We start from the raw sequence: 16148 nt of genomic DNA on the forward strand, positions 1-16148 counted from the left end.
TTGCCAGAGCCGCTTGGCCGGCCGTCAAATGCAAGGGAATGTTCATGAAACGCGAGATCGAGATCAAAACCGCCGATGGCACCGCCAGGGCTTGGGTTTTCCGCCCGGATGGCGCAGAGACCAGCAAGGGCGCCCTGTTCTATATGGACGGTATCGGCATCCGGGATGCGATGTTCGACATGGCCCAGCGACTTGCGGACGCCGGCTATGTCGTCCTACTGCCTGATCTCTTCTATCGCTTCGGCGCCTATGGCCCATTCAGCGGCAATGCCTTCAACGTCGAGGCCGATCGCAACCAGATCATGACGATGATCCGTGGCACAAGCCATGCCATGACCAGGGCCGATACCGCCGCCTTCCTGGACGCGCTCGCCGCCGAGGGCGTGGATGGACCGGTCGGCGTGACCGGCTATTGCATGGCCGGCGGCCGCGCGATCACCGCACTTGCCACCTATCCGGATCGCATCGCGGCCGCGGCGAGCTTCCACGGCGGCAATCTCGCCAGCGACGCGGAGGATAGCCCGCACCGCTTGGCCAGCCAGATCAAGGGCCGCGTCTATGTCGGCGTTGCCGGCGTCGACGGCAGTTTCCCGCCCGAACAGTCCGCCCGGCTCGCTGAGGCATTCCGGGTGGCCGAAGTCGACCATATCATCGAGAATTATGTCGGGATGAAGCATGGCTGGACCGTCCCGGATCGCGACGGCGTCTATGACGAAACCGGTGCCGAACGGCATTGGAAGCGCCTGCTGACGCTCTTTGAGGAAAGCCTTGGGTGACAGTGGTGTCCTCTTCCCTCGGGGAGGAGGGTCCAGAGGACGGGTCGAGACGAGTGGCTCGACCCAGTGGGGCCGGATGAGGGGGCCGCCTCGCCCAGGAAGCCCGCTCATCTGTCCTTCGGACATCTTCTCCCCGATGGGGAGAAGAGGGTATCTATCAAACGTACCGGTTGACCACGTTCTCCAGCGCTTCCTGCTTGCCGGACTTCGGCCGCGGGTTGACGTTGGAATTGACAACCCAAGCCTCGATTTCTTCCAGCGTATAACCGCCGTCGAGCATTTTCCGCGCCTCAGGCACCTTCCAGCCGGCATAACGAGCCTCGAGCGGATCGGAAAGCGCCTTGTCCTCGATCATCTGCACAGCCGCCTTGAGGCCGCGGGCGCAGCAATCGATACCGCCGATATGGCCGATCAGCAGGTCTTCCGGATCGAGTGACTGGCGGCGCAGCTTGGCATCGAAATTGGTGCCGCCATTCTTGAAGCCGCCACCGGCCAGGACCTGGTAGAAGGCCAGCGCCATTTCCGGCACGTTGTTGGGGAACTGGTCGGTGTCCCAGCCCGACTGATAGTCGTTGCGGTTCATATCGATCGAACCAAAGATGCCGAGCGCATTGGCAAGCGACAATTCATGCTCGAAGGTGTGGCCGGCGAGAATGGCATGGCCCTGCTCGATATTGACCTTCACTTCGTTTTCCAGGCCGTACTTCTTGAGGAAGCCGTAGACCGTGGCGACGTCATAATCATACTGGTGCTTGGACGGCTCCTGCGGCTTCGGTTCGATCAGGATCGTGCCCTCGAAGCCGATCTTGTGCTTGTACTCGACGACCAGGTTAAGGAAACGGCCCATCTGGTCCAGTTCGTGCTTGAGATCGGTGTTGAGCAGAGTCTCATAGCCTTCGCGGCCGCCCCAGAGCACATAGTTCTGGCCGCCGAGCTTCTTGGTGGCGTCGATGCAGGTCTTGACCGTCGCAGCGGCAAAGGCGAACACATCCGGATCGGGATTGGTGGCGGCACCCGACATATAGCGGCGATGCGAGAAGAGGTTCGCCGTGCCCCAGAGCAGCTTGACGCCGGTCTGGGCCTGCTTCTCGGCGAAATAGTCGACGATCTCGTTGAGGTTTTTGGTGTTTTCAGCAAAGTTGCTGCCCTCGGGCCGCACGTCGGCGTCGTGGAAGCAGTAGAACGGCGTGCCAAGCAGGGTGAAGAATTCGAAGGCGACGTCGGCCTTCAGCTTGGCCGCTTCCATGGTGTTGTTGAACCAGGGACGCTCGAACGTGTTGCCGCCGAACGGGTCGGTGCCGGGCCAGACGAAGGTGTGCCAATAGGCCACCGCAAAGCGCAGATGGTCTTCCATGCGCTTGCCCATGACGATCTCATCGGGATTGTAGTGGCGATAGGCCAGCGGATTGGTGCTGTCCGGACCCTCATATTTGATCTTCTCGATCGTGCCGAAAAAGCCGGTGCTCATAGTTGTCTCCTTAGGTTAGTGTTCGTTATTGTCTGCGTCGCGCGGGGTCGTTTAGCGCATCGCGAGAACTGTCATCTTATTGCCCAAGCGCCGAAATCGCCGGATATACCGACCGATAGCGCGCATAGGCCGCCTCGTAGGCAAGCGTCAGCGCGCTATCGGGCTCGATCGTCTCATCCGTGGCAGGCGGCGTGCAGACCGCGACCGGATCGGCACCGGTGGCGGCGATCAGACCGAGCCGTGCGGCGCCAAAAGCCGCGCCGAAATCGCCATCGGCGGGAATGTCGACCGGAATGCCGAGCGAGGTGGCGATCGACTTCAGCCAGTAGCGCGAACGCGAACCGCCGCCGATGGCGGTGACGCGGGCGATACGTGTGCCGGCGCTCTTCAAGGCTTCGAGATTGTCGCGGATGGCGAAGGTCACGCCTTCGAGCACCGCCTGCGTCAGAACGACCCGCTCCGACTCGTGACCCAGGCCGGTGAAGACGCCGCGGATCTTCGCATCGTTATGCGGCGTGCGTTCGCCGGAAAGATAGGGCAGGAAGGTCACCGAACTCGGCGCCTTCAAGTCATCGCCGAGTTCCTTCGTCAGTTCCGCCGCGCCCTTGCCGGTGATGCCGGAATACCAGTTGAGCGCATCGGTGGCCGAGAGGATGACGCCCATCTGGTGCCAGGTGTTCGGCAGCGCGTGGCAGAAGGCGTGCACGGCGCTGGCCGGATTGGGCAGGTAGCGCGCGTTGGCGGCAAACAGCACGCCGGACGTACCGAGCGAGACGAAGGCATGACCTTCGCTCACGGTGCCCATGCCGCAGGCCGAAGCCGCATTGTCGCCGGCGCCGCCGGCAATCACCACGCCCGAGCCCATGCCCCATTTGGACGCCAGTTCGCTGCGTAGCGTGCCGGCCTTGTCTGTGCCTTCGACCAAGGACGGCATCTGGCTCTCGTCGAGACCGGTGGCGGCGAGCAGATCGGCAGACCAGGCGCGTTTGCCGGTATCGAGCCAGCTTGTGCCGGCCGAATCCGACATTTCCGAAATATACTCGCCGGCGAGCCAAAGCCTGAGATAATCCTTCGGCAGCAACACCTTCTTCACCCTGGCGAAGACATCCGGCTCGTTGTTCTTCACCCAGACCAGTTTTGGCGCGGTGAAACCGGGGAAAACGATATTCCCGGTGATGGCGCGGAAACGCGGATCAGCGTCGAGCGCCGCCGCTTCCTGATAGGAGCGCGTATCATTCCAGAGGATGCAGGGCCGCAGCACCTTGTCATCGGCATCGATCAGCGTCGCACCATGCATCTGGCCTGAGAGGCCGATGCCCTTGACCGCAGCCAATTCCTTCGGATGGGCTGCCTTGAGGCCGGCGATCGCCTCTTCGGTCGCCCTTATCCAATGCGCCGGATCCTGTTCAGACCAGCCCGAATGCGGCCGCGACACGTCGAGCGAACCGCTCGCCGAGCCGATAATCTTCTGCTGGTCGTCCATCAGCATGGCTTTGACGCCGGACGTGCCGAGATCGAGACCGAGATACATAATGCCTCCTGCTGCCGCTCAGGGCAGATTGTCCTTCAAGAAAATGTCGATGCGGATGCGCTCCTGCGCATCGATGACCGGCACGCCATCGGCCTTGGCCTTCATCACGCGGATGGCGCTGCGAACCTCGTGGCCGGGATCCTGGTTGAGGATCGCATCGATGAGCTCGGCATTCAACGCCTCGCGCGTAAACGGTGTCAGTTCGTGCGCGATGACGACCGGCCGCCGGGCGCCGGATTGCCGCTCCCGGAGCGCCCGGATGAGCCCACGGTTGCCGGCGCCAAGATTGTAGATGCCGGCCAGCCCGGGATGCTGGTGCAGGAGATGACCAACGAGATCATGCAGCCGCGACGGATCGTCCTGCCCTTCCACAACCGGCAGGATATCGAGGCCGGAATTGATCTCTGCGAGCCGCGCGGAAAATCCGGCAAGGCGGTCGCGATGGTCGCCCACCAGCATCGAGCCGGCGATGACGGCGACGCTGCCCTGCTGCCCGTTCAGGAACCGGCCCATCAGGCTGCCGGCGGTGCGGCCAGCCGCGACATTGTCGACGCCGGCGAAATGGTCGCGCTCCGAACCCGGCAGGTCGGAGACCAGGGTAACCACGGCGACACCCTGCTGCCGCAGCCGGCCGATGGCCGCATGCACCTCCGGCGCATCGACAGCAACGACCGCAACACCGGCGGGCGGATCGGCGAATAAACCGTCCAGCGCTTCCGCCAGCCGGTGCGCGTCGAAGGCCGGAACCTCGATGCAGTGGAGGCTGGTCCGTTCCAGCGGCGAGCGCTTGATCGCCTCGCCGACCTCGCGGCGCAATTCGACCATGAAGGAATTATCGCTGCCGGGAATGACGAAGGCCAGCGGATAGACACGGCCCTTGGCGAGATTGGCCGCAGCCATGTCACGAACGAAGCCGATGCGGCCGATCGCATCCTCAACCCGTGCCCGCGTCTCGGCGCGGACGCCCGGCCGGCGGTTCAGCACGCGATCCACCGTAGCAAGGCTGACGCCCGCCGCCTCAGCGATGTCATGTACTGTTGGCCGCATGGTGTCCTCCCTGCGGCTCGTCTTACAACAGATTTTGAGGTACGTAAATCAGAATTTGGTACTTTAAGCTCCGGTCAAAAAACGGGCGCCCTTCGCCAGCCGGCAAGGAACGCCCGTTGACTGTCTGCAAGCTGCGATCAGGCGCCCATATAGAGGATCTTGCCGAGCGGCAGGCCGTTGTGGCGCAGGATGTCGTAGGCGGTGGTGACGTGGAAATAGAAATTCGGAAGGGCGAAGCCGATCAGGTAATCATGTGCGGTGAACTGTCGCACGCCGCTGCCGAGTTTCAGCTCGACGATCGCGTCGTCGCGGCCGTTCATCTGCTCGGGCGTCACGGCTTTAATGAGCTCGATCGTCTTGTCGATGCGCGCGTGCAGTTCGGCGAAGCTCGATTCGGTATCGGGCAGCGACGGGTTCGGCAGGCCGGCGGTGCGATAGAAGGACCCTTTGGCATGGTCGGAAGCGAGCTGCACCTGATTGGTCAGGCTGCGCATGTCGGGCGCAAGCCGGGCATTGAGAAAGACCGAAGGGTCGATCTTGCGCTCGATGCAAAGCGCTTCGGCCTGGTCAAGCGCGGCCTTGAGGCCTTTGAAGCGCGGCAGGATGGAAAGCGTGGCGACGGAATGAAGGGTGATGCTCATATTTTCGGTGTCCTGAAAAAGAAAATCGGCGGCCTCTATGTGCGCTGCCGCCGACGCTTTTACCAGAGCGTGTCGCTATTTTATCAGTCGTAGAGCGAGGCGAGCAGGAACAGCAATCCGAACAGGATGACGAAGACGGCGGCCAGCAATTCCACGGCATTGCCGATCCACAGGCCGGCCGAGCCGTCGCCGGCGATCTTCAACGCCGTCCCCTTGGCCATGACGGCAATCGTCGCCAGGATCGATACGGTGATCGCGGTGCCGATCGACATGCCGAGCACCGAGAGCGCGCCCCCGAGATAAAGCCCGTTGAGGAAGCAGAAAGTCAGCACGAAGAGTGCGCCCGTGCAGGGCCGCAAGCCCACGGCGATGATTGCCGTCCAGGCCGAGGCGAGCGAGAATTCCTCGCCCGCGACCATGTCGACGGATGGCACATGCGCATGCCCGCAGACTTCGCAGACCTCGCCGGCCGTGTGCGCATGCGGATGGTTGAGGCCGGGACCATGGCGATGGCCGCGCTCGATGCCCTCGCGGAAATTCATGCTGCCCATGCCGGCAACGGCGAGCTCCGGGCCGACCGGCGCCAGCTCAAGCACAGGCCGCCACATCAGGATGCGCAGCTTGCGCACCAGCATATACATGCCGAAGACGACGATCAGCGCAAACGAGCCGACTTCGAGCCATTTCTGTGCATCGTTCATGGTGATTGTCGTGCCGCGCAGGATGAGGAAGCCAGCGGTGACGACAACGATCGCCATCATCCCCTGCAGCAGGGCGGAGAGGAAGGAGATCACGATGCCGCGCTTCAACTCGATCTTGTTGGCAATCATGTAGGACGAAATCACCGCCTTGCCGTGGCCGGGACCTGCGGCATGGAAGACACCGTAGAGGAAGGAGACACCAACCAACGGCCAAACCTGCCAGAAATCGGTGCGCATCCCTTTCAGAGCCGCGACCAGAGGCCGATAGAACTGCGCCTGCATGGCGTTGATCCAGAACATCAGCTTCGCCAGCCAGGGCATATATTCGATAACGAAGTTCGGCGGCGCACCGGCGCCGGGATCGGTATTGCCGATGCCAAGCGACGAGCCGGCATGGGCGAGGGTTGCGGTGGTGAGGAAAGCGAGAAGCGCTAGAAAGGCAGTCTTGGCCACCCCTCCCCAACCCCTCTCAATTGGAGCACACGACGGTGCCGCGAGTCTTCTCCCCCCTTGTGGGGGAGATGGCCGGCAGGCCAGAGAGGGTCTTGCCACATACGCATCGTCCGCGAGAATATTCCATCTCATTTGCATGTCACCTCCTCGCGGATGGCGAAGAGCTTCGCCATGTTGGTCCCGGTGGGGTCATTGTAAAAGGCATCGGTCAGGGTCGATTTATTTTCGGCAATCACCTCATCCGGATCCGGACGCACGATCTTGCCGGTGCAGCCGGCAAAGTCGCCCATCATCACCACGTCTTTTTCCGTCGGAAAATCGATAGACGTATAGAGTGTCGGATCGTAGATGCCAAAGGTCAGCTTGCCCTTGAGCGGCATCGGTTTGGCCGGCTTGATGGCAAAGAACATCAACAGCTGGCCGTCGCGATAGTCCACATTGATCACATCAGGCTTCTGCACGTCGACATGTTTACCGTCCTGGGTGAGGTTCGTATAGTAATCGAAATCGGCCAGCGACGTGCGCACCGTCTCGCCCACTTCCTTGAGTTCTTCAGGATCGAGCTTGAGATTGGTGTTCTTGTCGAAATCCATCAGCACGCTGGACGAGAACACTTCATCGAAGCGCCAGACATTGTGCAGCTCGACAACATTGTGATTGGCATCGGCAACGATCTCCAGCCGGGCATCGGCGAAGACGTGCGGATGGGCAGAAGCTGCCGCCGGCAAAAGCACGGCCATGGCCAGAAGCGGCAGAAATGAATGTTTCATCTGGAGACTGTCCCGTAATCCTGGCCGCCCAAAAACCGAACGAATGAGTCAAAATTCCGAATGATTAACGGCCTGCGGCAATTTGGACACTATGCCCGGACCTATACGTTCTTCTTGAACCAGCCATGCAGGTAATCAACGAAGCGGCGGACCTTGGCCGGCAGATAGCGGCGGTGCGGGTAGATGGCGTAGATGCCGCCGCCATCGGGCATGAAATCTTCCAGGATGGTGGTGAGTTCGCCGCATTCGGTCTTGGGCTTGGCGACGAAATCCGGGATCAGGGCCACGCCCAGCCCGGCGATCGCCGCCCGCGTCGAGGCGATCGGTGAGTTGACCTCGATCGGCCCGCTGACGGTGACGCTCTGGAAGCCGCCGCTTGCGCCGGCGAAGCGCCAGTTGTTGTAGGAGCGGCTGTTGGTATCGACGATGCAGGGCACCAGCGCCAGGTCCTGCGGCGACTTGATCGGCCCGTATTTTTCCAAGAGCGCCGGAGAGACGAAGCAGTGCATGCCGAAATCGCAGAGTTTGCGCGCGATCATGCCGGAATCTTCCAGCCGGGTGATGCGGATTGCCACATCGAAACCCTCCTCGATCAGGTCGACGAAACGGTCTTCGGCAATGATTTCCAGCGTAATGTCGGGATGTTCCAGCGAGAAGTCGATGAGCGAGCGGCCGATCTCGGCATCGACGAAACTTCTGGGCACGCTGATCCGGATACGCCCCTTGAGATCGGTGGCGCCTTCGCGCACCTGGTCGGCAAGACTGTCGATCTCTTTGAGGATTTCCGACGCCTGCCGGTAATAGGTATGGCCCGCTTCGGTCAGCGAGAATTGCCGGGTCGTGCGGTTGAGCAAGAGCGCGCCGAGCTCATCCTCCAGCTCCTTCACATATTTGGACAACAGCGCCTTGGAGCGTCCCAGCTTACGGGCGGCGGCCGAATAACCTTCGGCATCCACCACATCGATGAAGGCCCGCATCCTAGTCAGCGTATCCATGAAACCCCATTTCAGAAATTCGTTAAAATTCTCATGTCTGCCAGTGTCTTACCACGGCAAAAATTTTTCAAAAAGGGGCAAGAAAATTCTTGATTATGACGGCGAATATGCCTATCTCACCGTCAGCCCAAAGTCGCACGTGCCTGTGGGTGTCCGCCGAACCCTCGATATGGTGAGGAAATCGGTAAGGTACCTGGAACTAACCGCTCCAGTCGCTACTCCGGCCAACCGGAACAAGCGAGGACATCTTGAAGCAACGACGGTGCGGGCCTTTCTGGTGTCTGCCGGCTTTCCAACAGCCGGGGTTACTGAAGAGGCACACCTTCATTGCCCGATGTGCGGTGGGAACCACCCTCCAATCTAAGGCAGCAAATCTGAACGATCGCCATTCCGTGGCGTTGGTTCAAAAAGCCGCGTGATGGCTTTCGCATTTTGGCGCCGGGGTCTCCATCGGCTGGCGCCGGAACAAGAAATCGTCACCACTTTGCCCTCCGGTTTCCGGAGAACTGCCACATCGACGTAGCGATCAGGCCGTATGAACCCGGCTGACGCAACGCCCGCTGATTCGACTTTGGAAGGGAACAGCCATGACAACGCAGCGCATTCGCGATTTCCTCGCCACCCGACGTCCCGAGGGTCCGTGCCTTGTCGTCGACCTTGACGTGGTCAAGGACAATTTCACGGCATTCCGCCATGCCCTGCCGGACAGCATGATCTATTATGCGGTGAAGGCAAATCCCGCACCGGAAGTCCTCAAGCTGCTTGCCGGGCTCGGCTCCAACTTCGATTGCGCCTCCGTGGCCGAAATCGAAATGGCGCTTGACGCCGGCGCGACGCCCTCGCGCATTTCCTTCGGCAACACGATCAAGAAAGAGCGTGACGTCGCCCGCGCCCATGCGCTCGGCATCAACCTCTTCGCTGTCGATTGCCATGAGGAAGTGGAAAAGATCGCCCGCTCGGCCCCCGGCGCCCGGGTGTTCTGCCGCGTGCTCACCGATGGCGAAGGCGCCGAATGGCCGCTGTCGCGCAAGTTCGGCTGCGTGCCGCAGATGGCCGTCGACGTGCTCGTCTATGCCCATCAGCTCGGTCTCGTCTCCTATGGCGTCTCGTTCCATGTCGGTTCGCAGATGACCAAGGTCGATGCCTGGGATTCGGCACTCGGCGACGCCAAGCGCGTTTTCGCGCAGCTGGCCAAGCAGGGCATCGAGCTCAAGATGGTCAATATGGGCGGCGGCTTCCCGACCAAGTACCTCAAGGACATTCCGACCTCCGAGGCCTATGGTCGCGCGATCGTGGCAGCACTGCGCAAGCACTTCGGCAACCACATTCCGGAAACCATCATCGAGCCGGGCCGCGGCATGGTCGGCAATGCCGGCGTGATCAAGACGGAAGTTGTGCTGATCTCGAAGAAGTCCGACAACGACGCTCATCGCTGGGTGTTCCTGGACATCGGCAAATTCGGCGGCCTCGCAGAGACCATGGACGAAGCCATCCGCTACCCGATCCGTTCGGAGCGTGATGCTGACGAGATGGAAGCCTGTGTCATCGCCGGCCCGACCTGCGACTCGGCGGACGTGCTCTACGAGAAGAACATGTATCCGCTGCCGGTGACGCTGACGATCGGCGACGAACTGCTGATCGAAGGCACAGGCGCCTATACGACGACCTATTCGGCGGTCGCCTTCAACGGCTTCGAGCCGCTCAAGGCCTATATCATCTGAAATACCGCCAGCCCCGTAGCCAGCCGGGGCGGCAAACTCACAATTCCACTCCACTGACCGCTTACCACGGCATTGAGCACGGGAGGCCAAGATGGCCGCTGTTCTTGATACTGTCCGCGCACTGTTTGCGCCCAAAACCGAAACCGCTTTCCGGATCGACGCTGAAAATCCGTCCGATATCGTCGCGCGCGAGCGCCTGCTCGACAAGATGATGGGCTCGGACCGCAAGAAGAAGTCTTCCGAGGCGCTACGCCGCAACCGCGTGCCGGCCGAAGGCCTGGCGCTGGTCGCCCGCGACCCGTCCGGCCATGTCATCGGCACTGTCCGCCTCTGGGAAATCGAAGCCGGCGTCACCCGCGATGACATCCGTGTGCCGGCGCTGTTGCTCGGCCCGCTGGCCGTCGATTCCGACCATGAAGGCAAGGGTATCGGCGGGGCGCTGATGCGTGCGGCCATCCTCGAAGCCAAGAAGCGCGGCCATGGCGCCATCCTGCTGGTCGGCGATGCGCCGTATTACGAGCGCTTCGGCTTCTCGGCCGACAAGACCCGCACGCTGATGATGCCCGGCCCGTTCGCCCGCGACCGCTTCCTGGCGCTCGAGCTCAAAGACCGCTGGCTCGAAGGCGCCGCCGGCGTGCTGGTCCCCTCAGGTCGCCGGCTGGCCGAGCCGCCGCTGAAAAACGCCGCCTGACGGCCGGGAAGAACCCGGCCTCTATTCAATCCTGCTGAAACACAACAAGAATCAGCCCCTGATTCCTAGGGGATGCATTTCTTTAAGCTCAAGCTATCCTTGCCAATGCGTGGGGAGGCGGCGATCAGTTGTTTTAGCCGCAGGGCCGGTCTGGCCCCATCGCGTTCCCCCGCATGCCACATGCTTCGCGACGAGGCGGCGTCGACGAAGCCAATGCCCTCTTCCCTTTGACAAGGGAAGAGGGCAAATTGCTTTTAGGGACATGCGGAAAGCAATCGCAGACCTCAGCGCGTGTTGCTCTTGCCCTTTTTGCCCTTGGGCTTGCCCTCGCCGCCGCGGTCATAGGGCGCCTTGGTCGGCTTTGCCCAATCCTTGCCGGGCCGATCGGAATAGCTGCGCTTACCCTCGAACTCAGCCTTCTTGGCGAAGGGCTTGCGCGGACGCTCGCCCTCGAAATCAGCCGCGGCGCCATCACGCTTAGCCGGCTTATCATCGCTGAACGTCTTGCGCTCGCCTTCGAATTTTTTCGGCGCACGCGGGGCGCGGTTGAAATCCGGCATGCCTTCGATCGTCCGGATGCGCATGCCGCGCTCCAGCGTCTTGTTCGGCCCGATCTGGTGCAGGAACGCGTCGGCGCTGTCGGCGGCTAGTTCGACGAAGGTTTCGTCCTGCTGCATTTTGATCTGGCCGATATCGGCCTTGGAAATATTGCCGGCACGGCAGAGCACCGGGATCAGCCAGCGCGGCTCGGCATTCTGCTTGCGGCCGACCGAAAGCGCCACCCACACACTCGGCCCGAATTCTTCGCGCGAGCGACGCGGTGTCGCCTCACGCGGGCTTGCGTCACGGGAGGCGTTGTCACGGGTCGCCGGACGCTTGGCGGCCGCATATTCGGTGACTGGGCCGATATCGATCAGCTCTTCCGGCGCCGAGCGGCTGCCGCGATAGAGCTGCAGGAAGGCTGAGGCAATCTTGTCGGCACCGAATTTCGCGACCAGCGCACCGACCAGATCGCGCTCGTCCTCGTCGATGGGCGTTTCGAACACATCGTCGGCCAGCAGCCGCTCGCGGTCGCGCGCATTGACATCGTCAGCCGAGGGCGGCGAGGCCCATTCGGCGCGGATCGAGCCCGCCTGCAGCAGGCGTTCGCCCTTGCGGCGGATATTGGTCGGGACCACCAGCGCCGACACACCCTTGCGGCCGGCACGGCCGGTACGGCCCGAGCGGTGCAGCAAGGTTTCGGGATTGGTCGGCAGGTCGGCATGAATGACCAGTTCGAGATTGGGCAGGTCGATGCCGCGCGCCGCCACGTCGGTGGCGATGCAGACCCGTGCACGGCCGTCACGCATCGACTGCAGCGCATGGCTGCGTTCGTTCTGGCTAAGCTCGCCGGACAGCGCCACGACGGTGAAGCCGCGATTGTGCAGCCGCGCCGTCAGGTGATTGACCGCCGCACGTGTGTTGCAGAAGACGATGGCATTCTTGGCTTCGTAGTAACGCAGCACATTGACGATGGCGTTGTCGCGATCGCTCGGCGCGGTGACCAGCGCGCGATATTCGATATCGATATGCTGCTTACGCTCGGTGGAAGCAGCAATGCGCACAGCATCGCGCTGGTAGCTCTTGGCGAGCGTCGCAATCGAATTCGGCACGGTGGCCGAAAACATCAGCGTCCGCCGATTGCTGGGCGAGGCTTCGAGGATGAATTCCAGGTCTTCGCGGAAGCCGAGATCGAGCATTTCGTCGGCCTCGTCGAGCACCACGCCGCGGATGCTGGCGAGATCGAGCGCACCGCGCGTGATATGGTCACGCAACCGGCCGGGCGTGCCGACGACGATATGGGCGCCGCGCTCCAAGGCCCGGCGCTCGGTGCGCACATCCATGCCGCCGACGCAGGTGGCGATGGAGGCGCCAGTTTCCTCGTAGAGCCATTCGAGTTCACGGGCGACCTGCAGCGCAAGTTCGCGCGTCGGGGCGATCACCAGGCCGTAGGGCGCATGTCCACGCTCGAAACGCCTCTTGTCACCCAACAGCGTCGGCGCCAGTGCCAGGCCGAAGGCCACCGTCTTGCCCGATCCCGTCTGCGCCGAAACCAGCGCATCGGCACCATCGAGTTCGGGTGCCAGCACCGCCTGCTGCACAGGGGTGAGTTCGAGATAGCCGCGCTTCTCAAGCGCCACAGCGAGCGCCGGCGCAATGCCTGCAAATTGTGTCATGTCATGTCTTTCGGATGTCGCGCATCCGAGGCCTCAGCGGGTCGGATGCAAGCGCGGCGAACCGCGTCGATATTAAGCTGGCGCCTACATAGAGTGCATTGCACAAAATGTCGAGTGCATACGCGACATAGCTTGAATGCGGTTAACGCGTGCGCTGCCGTTGAAGCATGCTGGCATTCATGCGTGGGTGTCTTCGGCAGGTTACATTAAATGTCGGTCGCAGTCGACCGTCTTGCCGTGCCACCTCGGCGGCACTAAGCTCTTCGAAAAACGAGGCCAGCCGACGTGGTGCAGAAATCGGGTGCTAAACTCCCTACCCTTCTCGGCGGAATAACCAGCCTCTTGGTCGGCCTTGGCGCCTTCGCTACTGCGATCGCTGGCCTGCTCGACGGCACTATGTCTGTGACGGATGGATGCGCCCAAGCGAGATAGTGTGGAGGCGAGAGCTGTGATTTCAGAAGAGATAATAAAGATAATTTCAGCTAAGTTACGTTTAGAGATCGACAAGGAAACAGCTCGGAAGGCAGTGAGGGAACTACTTCCTGACGACCTGCCCCCCTATCTCGAAGAAGAATTGGCATACTCAATTGCGACACATGACAGTGGAAATCTTGAATACTGTCTGATAGTTGCAAACATGTTCGATATGCTAAAGGATTTTCCTGCGGTGCTGTGCCCGATATTGAAGGAGGATTGGCACGCCTCACATGAATATATCGTTGCGATAATAGACGAGCAGCGGTACGAGCCAGGCATCGACTTTCTTTATGATGCAGCAATCAGGGAGTATCCGTACCCGATCAAAGATGAATTCTCTTCTCTTGGCAAAAAGTGTGCGTGGGCATTGGCTGGATTTGGAACTGAGTATGCTCTTGAAAAGCTGCAATTGCTGACACATGCTGACGATCCGAATGTCGCCGAAAGAGCTCGTCAGCTCATTACAGGTGAAATATCGTCCATGGACTGAGTCCAATTTCTGATACCCCGATCTAACTTTCGAATAACAATATTGGCTGGATGCACACGTTGTAGCGCTACCCGTCGAACGGCGTTCTTATTTCTCTGCTAAACCGCCTCCCGCTGCATTTTCGCAGATCAAGGGAGATGACGATGAGCCACGGAACATTCGGCTGGAATGAGTTGATGACGAGCGATGTGGAAGCCGCCAAGGCCTTTTACGCCAAGGTTGCCGGCTGGACTTATCAGGACATGCCGTTCGGCGGCATGACCTATACGCTGGCTTTCGTCGAGGGCAATCCGGTGCCGGTTGCGGGCATGATGCCCTGCGCCGCCGACCAGCCGGGCGCCAATGACTGGTTCGCCTATATCAATGTCGATGACATCGACGCAGCCATCGAAGCAGTGACCGGCGCCGGTGGCATGGTCATGCGCGAGCCGTTCGAGATCGAAAGCACCGGCTGGATCGCCATTGTCATGGATTCGGCCCACACGGCCGTCGGCCTGCTCGAACCCAAGCCGATGGCTTGAAGGATCGGGGTGGCCGCCGCCGGCCGCCCTACCCTCTCAATCGAGCCAGTAGCGCTGCGCTGCCGCCGGCAACGTGTCGAGCGTCCGGCGGAAATCGCCCATGGCAACATTGCGCCGAAGCGCCTGCGCAACATCGCGGATCGAGCTCGCTGAGGCAAGATTGTGGTCTTTTCGAACTGATTGGACCTCGGCTATCAGTTGCGCCTCCGGAGGAAACGGTGGTGGATCGGCTCTGGGATGCCAATCCTCGACGAACAGCGCCCGGATGACCGGCGGCAAGGCATCGGCGAAGCGCAACGCCTGCTCGACGGTCAAATGCTGACGAAATGTATGCAGCACGCCGCGCAACACGGCATAGGCCTGATGATGGGTAGCCAGCATGGAGATCTCGAGTAGATCATCCATGAACCGGTCGAAATCCCGCGAGGCATTCTCGTAGTCTTGTGGGAGGGTCATGATGCACCTCCCAGGGCGTGCCCTAAACCGAAATATCCACGACGCCACAATCGCCGGCTTCCGAGGCGAATGCAAGCAGCTTGCCGTTCTCTGACCAACCCATCGAAGAGATCGCGCCCTTGCCCGGCCGGCGCAGCAGCGCCTCCTTCTGGTCGCCGATGCGCACGCCGAGGATCATGCCGTCGATGAAGCCGATCGCCAGCACTTCTTCGTGCGGATGGAAGGCGACGGCGGTGGCGAGGATGTTGGCGCGCGTGCCGAGTTCCAGCGGCGCCTTGCCCATCGGTCCATCCTTGGCGGCGAAGGGCCAGACGATCGCCGCCGGCGCGCCGGAAGAAGCCAGCCACTTGCCCTTGGGCGACCAGGAGAACGACTTGGGCTTGGCCGGATAGCCGCTCATGCGCATCTGGCGCGTCTCTTCACCGGGTTTGCCGTCGATCTTCCAGCCGTGCAGGGCATTTTCCTGCATCGTGGTGACAAGGAAGCGGCCATCCGGCGAAAACGTCACCTGATTGTGGGCGCCCTTCCATTCGAGGTTGACCGGGGCGCCATTGGTGCCCGCCCATTGCAGGGTGACGCCATTGTAGCGGGCGATGGCGACCCGCAGCCCCTTCGGCGCAAAGGCGAGGCCCTCGATCGAGCGTTGCTCGGAAAATTCGCGTGTCTTGCCACCCGACATCACGACAGTCGCCGTCTTGCCGAAGGCATAGGCCACTGCACTTGATGGTCCTGCGGCCAAGGCCGTGATCCATTTGCGCGGCACTTCGGCGATAGGCTTTACGCTGCCGTCGGCCATGATGCGATTGACCTTGCCGTCCTCGCCGCCGGTGACGAGCGAATTGGTCAGCGGATCGGAGACGACGGTCAGAAGCCCCTCATGCGCCTCGACCGTCTTCTGGCCCATGTCCAGCCGGTGGATTTCGCCGGAAGAGGCAGTGAAGAACGGCACATTGCCGAGAAAGAAGGCGCCCAGCACATGGCCTTCGAGGTCAAGCGGTGCGACAGTCGGCATCCAGGGTCTCCACGATAATTCTCCGATCCCATTCGAGGATTTCGGTACGCGCGATGTCGATCACGCGCATTTCCCATTTCCACTCATAGGCAAACCATTCGTCCCAATGGATTTTCAGCCAGTCCATGTCAATACAGACGGCACCGGGACGTGTGGATTCTTCGGGCAGAACGAACCAGACT

Annotated in this window: 16 protein-coding genes; 5 read left to right on the plus strand and 11 right to left on the minus strand. The window is 61.4% G+C overall.

What is annotated here, in order from left to right; genetic code table 11:
• Positions 1 to 44: 44 nt before the first annotated feature.
• Positions 45 to 776, plus strand: coding sequence for a dienelactone hydrolase family protein (locus tag AC1D06_RS04920; RefSeq protein WP_477985385.1), 732 nt, complete (start codon positions 45 to 47; stop codon positions 774 to 776).
• Positions 777 to 933: 157 nt separating this feature from the next.
• On the opposite strand, the gene xylA is transcribed toward AC1D06_RS04920, so the two are convergent.
• The 7 genes from xylA to AC1D06_RS04955 all read right to left on the minus strand — a co-directional run bounded on the left by xylA (position 934) and on the right by AC1D06_RS04955 (position 8382).
• Complete coding sequence (xylA, locus tag AC1D06_RS04925) at positions 934 to 2244, minus strand: xylose isomerase (RefSeq protein WP_477877642.1); 1311 nt, start codon at positions 2242 to 2244, stop codon at positions 934 to 936.
• A 76-nt stretch (positions 2245 to 2320) separates the two neighbouring features.
• On the minus strand, positions 2321 to 3775 hold the full coding sequence (xylB, locus tag AC1D06_RS04930) for a xylulokinase (RefSeq protein ID WP_477985386.1): 1455 nt from the start codon (positions 3773 to 3775) through the stop codon (positions 2321 to 2323).
• A gap of 18 nt (positions 3776 to 3793) precedes the next feature.
• The gene (locus AC1D06_RS04935; protein ID WP_477985387.1) at positions 3794 to 4822 is read right to left on the minus strand and encodes a LacI family DNA-binding transcriptional regulator; all 1029 of its coding nucleotides are present in this window, start codon (positions 4820 to 4822) and stop codon (positions 3794 to 3796) included.
• 137 nt (positions 4823 to 4959) lie between these two features.
• Positions 4960 to 5463, minus strand: coding sequence for a DUF1993 domain-containing protein (locus tag AC1D06_RS04940; protein WP_477877645.1), 504 nt, complete (start codon positions 5461 to 5463; stop codon positions 4960 to 4962).
• A gap of 83 nt (positions 5464 to 5546) precedes the next feature.
• Positions 5547 to 6617, minus strand: a complete 1071-nt coding sequence (locus AC1D06_RS04945) for a nickel/cobalt transporter (protein ID WP_477985388.1) — start codon at positions 6615 to 6617, stop codon at positions 5547 to 5549.
• 128 nt (positions 6618 to 6745) lie between these two features.
• Complete coding sequence (locus tag AC1D06_RS04950) at positions 6746 to 7387, minus strand: DUF1007 family protein (protein WP_477877647.1); 642 nt, start codon at positions 7385 to 7387, stop codon at positions 6746 to 6748.
• Between the two features lie 101 nt (positions 7388 to 7488).
• The gene (locus AC1D06_RS04955) at positions 7489 to 8382 is read right to left on the minus strand and encodes a LysR family transcriptional regulator (RefSeq protein ID WP_477985389.1); all 894 of its coding nucleotides are present in this window, start codon (positions 8380 to 8382) and stop codon (positions 7489 to 7491) included.
• A 587-nt stretch (positions 8383 to 8969) separates the two neighbouring features.
• Here AC1D06_RS04955 and odc2 point away from each other — a divergent pair.
• Together odc2 and AC1D06_RS04965 are read left to right on the plus strand one after the other, a co-directional pair.
• Positions 8970 to 10103 (plus strand): ornithine/lysine decarboxylase, encoded by a 1134-nt coding sequence (gene odc2, locus AC1D06_RS04960; RefSeq protein ID WP_477985390.1) that lies wholly within the window; start codon positions 8970 to 8972, stop codon positions 10101 to 10103.
• Positions 10104 to 10194: 91 nt separating this feature from the next.
• A complete protein-coding gene (locus AC1D06_RS04965) occupies positions 10195 to 10794 on the plus strand; it encodes a GNAT family N-acetyltransferase (RefSeq protein WP_477985391.1) in 600 nt (199 codons plus the stop codon).
• 284 nt (positions 10795 to 11078) lie between these two features.
• Here the strand turns inward: AC1D06_RS04965 and AC1D06_RS04970 are convergent, their stop codons facing one another.
• Positions 11079 to 13010 (minus strand): DEAD/DEAH box helicase, encoded by a 1932-nt coding sequence (locus AC1D06_RS04970; RefSeq protein WP_477985392.1) that lies wholly within the window; start codon positions 13008 to 13010, stop codon positions 11079 to 11081.
• Positions 13011 to 13419: 409 nt separating this feature from the next.
• Here AC1D06_RS04970 and AC1D06_RS04975 point away from each other — a divergent pair, with 409 nt between their 5' ends.
• On the plus strand, positions 13420 to 13977 hold the full coding sequence (locus tag AC1D06_RS04975) for a hypothetical protein (RefSeq protein ID WP_477985393.1): 558 nt from the start codon (positions 13420 to 13422) through the stop codon (positions 13975 to 13977).
• A 143-nt stretch (positions 13978 to 14120) separates the two neighbouring features.
• Entirely contained in the window at positions 14121 to 14498 is a 378-nt protein-coding gene (locus AC1D06_RS04980; protein WP_477985394.1) for a VOC family protein, read from the plus strand.
• 36 nt (positions 14499 to 14534) lie between these two features.
• Here the strand turns inward: AC1D06_RS04980 and AC1D06_RS04985 are convergent, their stop codons facing one another.
• Genes AC1D06_RS04985 through AC1D06_RS04995 form a run of 3 tightly spaced genes read right to left on the minus strand, consistent with a single transcriptional unit; the run spans position 14535 to position 16093 of the window.
• Positions 14535 to 14954 (minus strand): DUF2267 domain-containing protein, encoded by a 420-nt coding sequence (locus tag AC1D06_RS04985; RefSeq protein WP_477985395.1) that lies wholly within the window; start codon positions 14952 to 14954, stop codon positions 14535 to 14537.
• A 22-nt stretch (positions 14955 to 14976) separates the two neighbouring features.
• Entirely contained in the window at positions 14977 to 15966 is a 990-nt protein-coding gene (locus AC1D06_RS04990; RefSeq protein ID WP_477985396.1) for a WD40 repeat domain-containing protein, read from the minus strand.
• Complete coding sequence (locus AC1D06_RS04995) at positions 15944 to 16093, minus strand: hypothetical protein (protein WP_477985397.1); 150 nt, start codon at positions 16091 to 16093, stop codon at positions 15944 to 15946. Before AC1D06_RS04995 ends, AC1D06_RS04990 begins: the two co-directional genes overlap by 23 nt.
• Between the last annotated feature and the right edge of the window lie 55 nt (positions 16094 to 16148).

This window comes from Rhizobium sp. P2_G2 (assembly GCF_056403555.1).